We start from the raw sequence: 9,883 nt of genomic DNA on the forward strand, positions 1-9,883 counted from the left end.
ACCCCGTGGCCGCGGTCCCGGACCTGCCCGGCGTCGTGACCCTCGCGCGGCGGCTGCTGCTCGCCAATGCCGATCGCGCGGTGCGGGTCACCACCGGTCACGCCCGGCGCGGCCGCGAACTGTGGGTGTACGGACGCGACGGTCAGCCGTGTCGGCGGTGCGGGACGCTGGTTCAGACGTACCGGCTGGGTGGTCGTGGGGCGGGTGACCTGGCGAGCCCCGGCGGTCCGGCGAGGACGGGCGAGCCGGTGGACTCGTTGGACCGCATCGCGTTCAGCTGTCCGTCATGCCAGCCGCGGCGGAGCGGGCCAGCGGTGCCGCGCTAGCCGTGTCAGACTGGGCGCACACCTGACGGAGGAGAGCACGTGACCGACCGAACCACGATCCTGATCACCGGCGCCAGTTCCGGACTCGGCGAAGGGATGGCCCGCCGCTGGGCCGCCGCGGGCAAGAATCTCGCCCTGTGCGCGCGGCGTCTGGACCGACTGGAGGAGCTCCGCGACGAGCTGGTCGCGGCCAACCCGTCGATCCGCGTGGCGGTGCGGGAACTGGACGTGGCCGACGGTGCCGCCGTGGAGCGGGTCTTTGCCGAACTGGACGACGAGCTCGGCGGAATCGACCGATTCGTTCTCAACGCCGGACTCGGCAAGGGGGCCTCGCTCGGGACCGGCAAGGCCCACGCCAACCGCGAGACCGCCATGGTCAACGCCGTCGGCACGCTCAACCAGGCCGAGGCCGCGATGGAGATCATGCGGCCGCGCGATGCGGGGCATCTGGTGTTCATCTCGTCCGTGAGCGGGCTGCGGGGGATGCCCAAGGCGCAGAACACCTATGGCGCGACCAAGGCCTTCGTCTCGGCGCTCGCCCAGGGCCTGTACGCCGAACTGGACAGCGCCGGCAGCGGCATCACGGTGACCGACATCCTGCCCGGTTACATCCGGACCGACATCAACCGGTCCGTGAAGACCTCGCTCATGACCGAGTTCGAGCCCGGAGTCGACGCGCTGGTCAAGACCATCGACGACGAGCCCGTCCGCGCGCTCGTGCCGGCCAAGCCGTGGAAGGCGATCGGGCCGCTGCTGACCGCGCTGCCCGAGAAGGTCAGCCGCCGGTTCGTCTGACGCTGCGGCTGGCGCTGCGGCCTGGCGCATTGTTGGGCCTGGCGCCCCGCGTGGTCGCCCGGGGCGGTAACCAGGTAATTCACCCCGTCTTCTCACCCGCGACGTTCACCCCACCCCGTTTTCGCGATTCCGGACGAAACGCATCCCCGATCGAGTAAGAACAGCTTTACAACAAGTGTGAGCATGATGTTCTGACGTGACAGGGGAACCATGGACGCTTTGGATCTGGCTCGATGGCAATTCGGGATCACCACCGTCTACCACTTCATTTTTGTTCCCCTCACACTCGGCCTGGCGCCGCTCGTGGCGATCATGCAGACCATGTGGGTGGCAACCGGTAAGGACCACTGGCTTCGGCTGACCAAGTTCTTCGGCAAGCTGTTCCTCATCAACTTCGCGATCGGCGTGGCGACAGGCCTCGTGCAGGAGTTCCAGTTCGGGATGAACTGGAGTGAGTACTCCCGGTTCGTCGGGGACGTCTTCGGTGCCCCTCTGGCGCTCGAGGGGCTGGTCGCGTTCTTCCTCGAATCGACTTTCCTCGGGCTGTGGATCTTCGGCTGGACCAGGCTGCCGAAATTCGTCCACCTCGCGTGCATCTGGCTGGTCGCGATAGCGGTCAACGCGTCCGGGTTCTTCATCATCGCGGCCAACTCGTTCATGCAGCACCCGGTGGGTGCCGTGTACGACGACACGACCGGCCGGGCGCGCCTGGACGACATCGGCGCACTGTTTACCAACCCCACCCTGCTCTGGGGATACCCGCACGTGATCTCCGGCGCTTTCCTCACCGCGGCGACGTTCGTCACCGGCATCGCCGGCTGGTGGATGGTGCGGAACATGCGGCGGTCCGCGGCGCTCAAGGCGTCGGTGCCCGCGGGGGCCGGTAGGGGTGGCGAGGTCCAAGGCGACGAAGCGCAGGGGGGTGACGTGCTGGAGCAGGCCGCCGCCCTTGAGACCGAGGCGCGGACAGTGTTCCGCCCTGCGACGCGGCTGGGACTTCTGGCCATGATCATCGCGGGACTGGCCGTGGCGTACACCGGCGACGCCCAGGGCAAACTCATGTTCCACCAGCAGCCCATGAAGATGGCCTCGGCCGAGTCACTGTGCCAGACGGAGACCGACCCGGATTTCTCGATCCTCACGATCGGTACCCACAACAATTGCGAGAGCGTCATCCACCTCATCGAGGTGCCGTACGTCCTGCCGTTCCTGGCCGAGGGCAAATTCGAGGGCGTGACGCTACAGGGCGTGGAGAACCTGCAGGAGAAGTACGAGGAGCAGTTCGGGCCCGGCAACTACATGCCCAACCTGTTCGTCACCTACTGGTCCTTCCGCGCGATGATCGGCTTCGCCGCCGGATCCGCCGCACTCGCGCTCGCCGGACTGTGGCTCACGAGACGCGGACGGGTGCCGGACCAGAAGTGGTTCGGTTGGCTGTCGATCGTCGTGCTCCCCATGCCCTTCCTGGCCAACAGCGCCGGATGGATATTCACCGAGATGGGCCGCCAACCCTGGGTGGTCCACCCCAACCCGACGGGCGTCGACATGATCCGACTGACCGTCGACCAGGGCGTGTCCAACCATTCGGCGGCAACTGTGTGGACCTCACTGATCGCCTTCACCCTGCTGTACGCGGCCCTGGCCGTGGTGTGGTTCTGGCTGATGCGCAAACACGCCATGGCCGGACCACAACCAAACGATTCGCAGGTCCCGGGACTGGACGGGGCCGACGACGAGCAGCCCGACTCACTCGACTTCGCCTACTAGGAGACATCGGACATGGGACTTCAGGAAGTCTGGTTCATCCTCGTCGCGGTGCTGTTCACCGGCTACTTCGTCCTCGAGGGCTTCGACTTCGGTGTGGGCATGAACCTGCCCGTCCTGGGTCGGGGCGAGCACGGACCCGAACGCCGCTCCGCGATGATGAAATCGATCGGACCGGTGTGGGACGGCAACGAGGTCTGGCTCATCACCGCCGGCGGTGCACTGTTCGCCGCCTTCCCCGACTGGTACGCGACCCTGTTCTCCGGGTTCTACCTGCCGCTCCTGCTCATCCTCCTGGCGCTGATCGTCCGGGTGGTGGCCATCGAATGGCGCGGTAAGGTCGACACCGCCCAATGGCGCGGTTGGTGCGACCGGGGCATCATCTTCGGCTCGTGGGTACCGGCGATCCTGTGGGGCGTGGCCTTCGCCAACATCGTGCGGGGCGTGCCCATCGACGCCGACAAGCAGTACGTCGGCGGGTTCTTCAACCTGCTCAACCCCTACGCCCTGCTCGGCGGCGCGACCACCGCGATCGTGTTCGCCCTGCACGGGGCCGTGTTCCTGGCGCTCAAGACCGACGGGCCGCTGCGGGCCGACGCGGTGGCCCTGGCCAAGCGCCTGTCGATTCCGGCGCTCGTCGTGGCCGGCGCGTTCGCAGTGTGGACCCAGCTCGCCCACGGCACCGGCTGGACGTGGATCGTGCTGGCCGTGGCAGCGCTCGCGCTGGTGATCGTCGTCGCGATGACCTTCGCGGCCCGGGAGGGCTGGGCGTTCGTGTTCACAACCGTGGCGATCGCGTCGACCATCGCCCTGCTGTTCGGTTCCCTGTTTCCGGACGTCATGCCGTCGACCCTGGACCCCGCGTGGTCGCTGACCATCCATAACGCCTCGTCGGGCCAGTACACGCTCACGATCATGACCTGGGCGGCCGCGTTCCTCACCCCCATCGTGATGCTCTACCAGGGCTGGACCTACTGGGTGTTCCGCAAGCGCATCACCGTTGCCGGGGAACGCGAGCCAGTCGCCGTATGACACGGTCTGCGCAGGCCCGGCCGGCCGGGCCACGGTCCGCCGCGCCCCGTCCTGCCGGTCGTCGCGCGCCCCTCGACCCGCGCCTGTGGCGCTATTCGGAGGCGACGCGCGGCTACCTCGCCTGGACCGTCGCCACGTCCGTGCTCGACGTGGTGATGGTCGTGGTGACGGCCATCGCGATCGGGCGGATCCTGGCCGGGGCCATCACCACCGATGCCCGCTCCATCCCGGACTGGGGCGCCGAGCTGATCGTGCTCCTGGCGGCGATCGCCGTGCGGGTGGCCGCGAGTTGGCTGCACTCGCGCTACGCCCACCGGACCGCCTCGCGGGTCGTCGCGGACCTCGAGCAGGAGGTGCTCGACGCGGCGACCGGCCTGCCGCCCCGGCAGCTGTACCCGCGGCGTACGGAGGTTGTCGTCGTCGTCACCAGGGGGTTGGACGGGTTACGCGACTACCTCACCGGATACGTCCCGGCGGTGCTCTCCGCGGCGGTCCTGACCCCGGTCGTGATCGTGGTCATCGCCCTGTACGACCTGCCCTCCGCGCTGATCGTGGTGGTGACGCTGCCGCTGATCCCGCTGTTCATGATCCTCATCGGCTTCCTCACCAAGGGCAAGGCCGAGCGCACTCTCGCGGCCACCACCACGTTGTCCTCCCAGCTCCTCGACCTGCTGGCCGGGCTGCCGACGCTGCGCGCGCTCGGGCGGGAGAAGGGGCCGGAGGGGCGGATCCGTGACCTCGGTGACCGGCACCGGCGCACCACCATGTCGGCGCTGCGGGTGGCGTTCCTGTCCGGCACGGTGCTGGAGTTTCTCGCGACGCTGTCCGTGGCGCTGGTCGCGGTGGGGATCGGCATGCGGCTCGTGTACGGGCTGATGCCGCTGGAGGCCGGCGTGATCGCGCTGATCCTCGCCCCCGAGGCCTACCGGCCGCTGCGGGAGGTCGGAACGAAGTTCCACGCCGCGGAGGACGGGCTCGCCGCCGCGCGTCGGGCCTTCGCCGTGCTCGATGCGGTGCCGGATGGGGCCGCCGGGGAGCCCGCCTCGCCGTCGCAGCCCTACAGGAGTAGAGAAACCGGCCCCGAGGTGGTGATCGCTGGTCTCGGCGTCGCCGGCCGCGACGGCTGGGCGCCGTACCGCCTCGATGCGCGGTGCCGCCCGGGTGAGATCACCGCCCTCACCGGTGAGAACGGGGCGGGGAAGACGACGACGACACTGGCACTTCTCGGACTCGCCGAACCCGATCAGGGCACGATCACCGTGGACGGCAGTCCCGTGGCCGCGGAGGAGAGTTGGTGGCGGCAGGTGGCCTGGCTGCCGCAGCGACCGGTCCTGCTGCCCGGGACCCTGGCCGAGAATCTCGAGATGATGGGGGTGTCGCCGCGCCAGCAAGGGCTGGGTGAAGTGTGCGTGTCCACCGGTTTCGACGAGGTGCTCGCGGGGTGTCCGGACGGCTGGGGCACCGTGGTGGGCGCCGAGGGCACGGGGCTGTCGCTGGGGCAGCGGCAACGGTTGGCGTTGACCCGGACCCTCGCCTCCGACCGTCCGGTCCTGCTGCTGGACGAACCCACCGCGCATCTCGATCCGGAATCGGAGGCCAGGGTTCTCGACACTCTGCTCGGATTGGCGCGCGCCGGTCGTACCGTGATCGTCGTGGCGCACCGGCCGAGCATCCTGGCTATCGCGGACACGATCGTGCCGGTGCGGGCCTCGACCACGGCTGAAGGAGCCGTCGAGGCCGGGGGAGCGCGACATGGGTGACCTGCGCCGGGCGATGGCCATCCTCGAGCTCGACCGCCGTCGCGTCTTCATCTCCATTGCCACCGGCACCGCGACGCTGGGGAGCGCACTGTTCCTGGCCGGACTGTCAGCGTGGCTGATCATCCGGGCCTGGCAGATGCCACCGGTCCTGGACCTGACCGTCGCTGTTGTAGCCGTTCGCGCACTCGGCATCTCCCGCGGCCTGTTCCGCTACCTCGAGCGTCTGGCCACGCACGACACGGCATTGCGGGGAACGACGGCCGCGCGAACACAGCTCTACCATCGACTCGCGTCGGGCGATCCGGCGGCGACAGCGGGGTTGAAGCGCGGGGACCTGCTCACCCGAACCGGTAGCGACGTCGACGTCCTCGGTGACGTCGTCATTCGTGCGATCGTGCCGATGGCGGTGGCGGCCATCATCTCCGCGGCCGCCATCGTCACGGTCGGGGTGATCGCCCCGGTCGCCGGTCTGATCCTCGCGGTCTCACTGGTCGTCGCGGGGATCATTGCACCATGGCTCGGCGCCCGGGCCGCCACCGACGCCGAGAGCGCAGGGCATGGCGCTCGCACGAGTTTCACCGAACACGCGGTCACCGCTGTTGATCACGCCGCGGAACTGCGCGTCGCGGGGCAACTCGACGCCACCGTGTCCCGGGCGCGTGTCGAGAACGACTCCGCGGTCCGTGCCATCGACCGGTCCGCGATTCCCTCCGCCTGGGCGGATGCCGCCGCTCCGCTGGCGATGGGCGTGAGCGTGCTGGGCGCATTGCTCATCGGGTTGACCGTCTTCGGGTCCGGTCCTGAGGCGATGCACCCCACCATGCTCGGGGTTCTGGTCCTGTTGCCGCTGTCGGCGTTCGAGGCCACGGCGCCGCTGCCGGCGGCGGCCCTCGCATTGTTGCGCGCCCGTCTTGCCGCAGGCCGGATCAACGACCTCCTCGACCGAGCAGCCGCACAGGTGCCGCACGGTTCAACCGAGCTGGAAGGTCCAGCCCGGCTCGTCGCCACCGACCTGCAGGGTGGATGGCCGGGCCGCCCCGTCACCGAGCCGGTCGACATCGATCTGCGGCCCGGGACGCGGATCGCGATCGTCGGTGAGAGCGGCAGTGGCAAGACGACGTTGCTGATGACGATGGCCGGGCTTCTCCCGCCGCGCGGCGGTGCCGTCACCCTCGATGGCCGTCCGCTCGACGATTACTCCCCGGATTCGCTGCGCCGCTCTGTCGGATTCTTCGCCGAGGATGCGCACCTGTTCGACACCTCGATCCTGGCGAACCTGAGGGTCGCGCGAGGCGACGTCGATGAGCATGAAGCGCGTACCGCGCTGGAGGCTGTCGGGCTGGGTTCGTGGCTCGACGGGCTGCCCGATGGCCTCCACACGACCCTGTCCGCAGGTGCCGACACCGTGTCCGGGGGCCAGCGGCGAAGAATTCTTCTCGCCCGTGCGCTCCTGTCTCCTGCGCCCGTTCTGTTGCTGGACGAACCGGCCGAGCATCTCGACGACGAGGATTCCGCGGACCTACACAATCGTCTATTCGACAGGCGCTCCGGGCTTCTGGGGCCAGATCGGACAGTCGTGGTGGTCACGCATCGCCTTCCGAAAGGCACGCTCGCGGATGCGGTGGTCACGGTCCGCTCGATCGAGGAGGAAACCGCTGATCCACCTGCTCACGCCGAGGTTATCGACACCCCGGAAGTACACAGTGAAACCTGACAACATTCGAAGCATTCGGTATCAACTCCAATTTCTCATCAGCAGTGAGGTAGACCGATGAAGAACACAGCCCCTCGAGAAGATTTCACCGACGCCGACATCAAGATCGGCAAGCGAGCCACCTGGGCGGTCGGGCTCCCGGCGATCGAACACGCGATGATCCCCTCCGAGGAGGAGATGGGAACCGCGCGAACCGCCAAGGTCTCGCTGACCATCAACCACAAGCGGGGATTCGACTGCCCCAGTTGCGCGTGGGCGAACCCGGATCACAGCAAGCCGCTCGAGTTCTGCGAGAACGGCATCAAGTCCATCGTGTGGGAGTCCACACCGCTCACCATCCCCCGTGAGTTCTGGGCGGAGCACTCGCTGACGAGCATGCGGAGCAAGTCCGAGTATTGGCTCGGCAAGCAGGGGCGCATCGTCGAGCCGATGTACAAGGCGGCGGACTCGGACAACTACGTTCCCGTCAGCTGGGACGAGGCCTTCGGCATCGCGTCACGGCACCTGCGGTCTCTGAAATCGCCTGATGAGGCCGTTTTCTATACGAGTGGCCGCATCATGAACGAGCCCGCCTACCTCTATCAGTTGTTCGCGCGGGCCTTCGGCACGAACAACCTGCCGGACTGCTCGAACATGTGTCATGAGGCCACGGGCGCCGGTATGTCGCCGGCGATCGGTGTGGGGAAGTCGACGATCTCGTATGATGACTTCGGCAAGGCCGACCTGGTGATCGTTATGGGACAGAACCCCGGGACGAACCACCCGCGGATGCTCAACGCCCTCGAGGACACCAAGGTGCACGGCGGGGAGATGGTCGCGGTCAACCCGCTGCCGGAGGCCTCGCTCATGCGCTACAAGAACCCGCAGCGGCCCAGTGGGCTGGTGGGCAACGGCACCAAGCTTGCCGACGACTTCCTCCAGATCCGGATCGGCGGCGACCAGCACCTGATCCAGGCTGTCGCCAAGAGGGTCCTTCTCGCGGAGGAGGCAGCCCCCGGCACGGTACTCGACCACGAGTTCCTTGACACCTACTGCGAGGGGTTCGAGGCGTACCGCGAGCACATCCTCGCGACGGACGACCAGGAGGTCCTCGAGGCGACGGGTCTGACGACGGAGCAGATCGACTCGTTGGCGGACCGCTACATCAAGTCGAACGCCACCATCATCACCTGGTGCCTGGGCATTACCCAGCACAAGACGGGTGTCGGCACGATTGCCGAGATCATGAACCTGCTGATGCTGCGCGGCAACATCGGCAAGCCCGGGGCCGGAGCCTCTCCGATCCGTGGCCACAGCAACGTCCAGGGGGATCGGACGATGGGCATCTGGGAACAGATGTCGGACGCGTTCCTCGACTCCGTGGCTGCCGAGTTCGGCTTCGAGCCGCCCCGCAAGCACGGGTTCGACACCGTGGCGAGCATGAACGCCGTCGAACGCGGCGAGGTGAAGGTCATGATGTCGATGGCCGGCAACATTGTCGCCGCGATCTCGGACTCCAAGGGGGCGGAGGAAGGAATCGCGCGGGCCGATCTGACCATTCAGGTCTCCACCAAGCTCAATCGTTCTCATATCGTGACAGGGCGGGAGGCGCTGATCCTGCCGGTCCTCGGCCGCACAGAGAAGGACATGCAGCACGGGCTATCGCAGTACGTCACCGCCGAGGACACCGTGTGCCGAATCAATGCGAGCCGCGGCGAACTCGATCCGGTCGCCCCCGGTCTGCTCTCCGATGTCTCGGTGATCTGCCGCCTGGCTGAGAGCGTCTTGGAGGGTCGGGGAGTCGACATCGATTGGCGGGGCTTCGAGCAGCATTACGACACTATCCGGGACTCGATTGCACGAGTGATTCCCGGTTTTGAGAACTTCAACAGTCGGATGGAGAACGAGATCAGTTTCGTGCTCCCCCACGGGCCGCGGGACAGCCGCACTTTCCCGACGCCTACGGGCAAGGCGCAGCTGACCGTCCGTCACGCTGAATACATGCAGGTGCCTAAAGGTCGGTTGATCCTGCAGACCATGCGGGCCCACGATCAGCACAACACCACTATCTATAGCCTGAACGATAGGTATCGGGGAGTCTCCAACGGACGCTTTGTGGTGTTTGTCAACCCTGATGACCTCGCCGAGCTGGGATTGAGTGACGGGCAGACTGTCGACATTTTCAGTGAGTGGCCGGGCCGCCCGGACAAGGTGCTGCGTGGATACCGGGTGGTGTCGTATCCCTCGGCGCGAGGATGTGCCGCCTTGTACTTCCCCGAGGGCAATGAGCTCATTCACCGCGAGGCAGTGGCTGACGTGTGCAACACCCCCACCTCCAAGCAGATCGTGGTCCGTCTCGAACCCGGAACGACTCCCGTCGCCACCGGTCGTCCTGTCGCGGAGTAGGAAATAGCCCGACGCCCTAGGAGAGGCTGTGCCCTCCTAGGGCGTCGAGCTATTGAGTTCTGGCACCGGGTTCCCGCTCTTCTCAGAAGGGTGGGAGTTCTTGGAGT

General features: G+C 67.3%; 7 protein-coding genes. All 7 read left to right on the forward strand.

The window, feature by feature from the left end; genetic code table 11:
- Nucleotides 1-326: zinc finger domain-containing protein (locus tag G6016_RS16975; protein WP_338403548.1), on the forward strand; the 326-nt coding region annotated here is incomplete at its 5' end.
- Between the two features lie 39 nt (nt 327-365).
- A complete protein-coding gene (locus tag G6016_RS07485; protein WP_182632042.1) occupies nt 366-1,121 on the forward strand; it encodes an SDR family oxidoreductase in 756 nt (251 codons plus the stop codon).
- Between the two features lie 210 nt (nt 1,122-1,331).
- On the forward strand, nt 1,332-2,888 hold the full coding sequence (locus G6016_RS07490) for a cytochrome ubiquinol oxidase subunit I (protein ID WP_182632043.1): 1,557 nt from the start codon (nt 1,332-1,334) through the stop codon (nt 2,886-2,888).
- A 12-nt stretch (nt 2,889-2,900) separates the two neighbouring features.
- Nucleotides 2,901-3,917, forward strand: coding sequence for a cytochrome d ubiquinol oxidase subunit II (cydB, locus tag G6016_RS07495; RefSeq protein ID WP_182632044.1), 1,017 nt, complete (start codon nt 2,901-2,903; stop codon nt 3,915-3,917).
- Entirely contained in the window at nt 3,914-5,677 is a 1,764-nt protein-coding gene (cydD, locus tag G6016_RS07500) for a thiol reductant ABC exporter subunit CydD (protein ID WP_182632045.1), read from the forward strand. The genes cydB and cydD overlap by 4 nt, the downstream gene beginning before the upstream one ends.
- Nucleotides 5,670-7,391 (forward strand): thiol reductant ABC exporter subunit CydC, encoded by a 1,722-nt coding sequence (gene cydC, locus G6016_RS07505; protein WP_182632046.1) that lies wholly within the window; start codon nt 5,670-5,672, stop codon nt 7,389-7,391. The genes cydD and cydC overlap by 8 nt, the downstream gene beginning before the upstream one ends.
- Before the next feature lie 57 nt (nt 7,392-7,448).
- A complete protein-coding gene (locus G6016_RS07510) occupies nt 7,449-9,776 on the forward strand; it encodes an FdhF/YdeP family oxidoreductase (RefSeq protein ID WP_182632047.1) in 2,328 nt (775 codons plus the stop codon).
- Nucleotides 9,777-9,883: the final 107 nt, after the last annotated feature.

Origin of the sequence: Dietzia aerolata (genome assembly GCF_014144865.1) — a bacterium.
Taxonomy (GTDB): Bacteria; Actinomycetota; Actinomycetes; order Mycobacteriales; family Mycobacteriaceae; genus Dietzia; species Dietzia aerolata.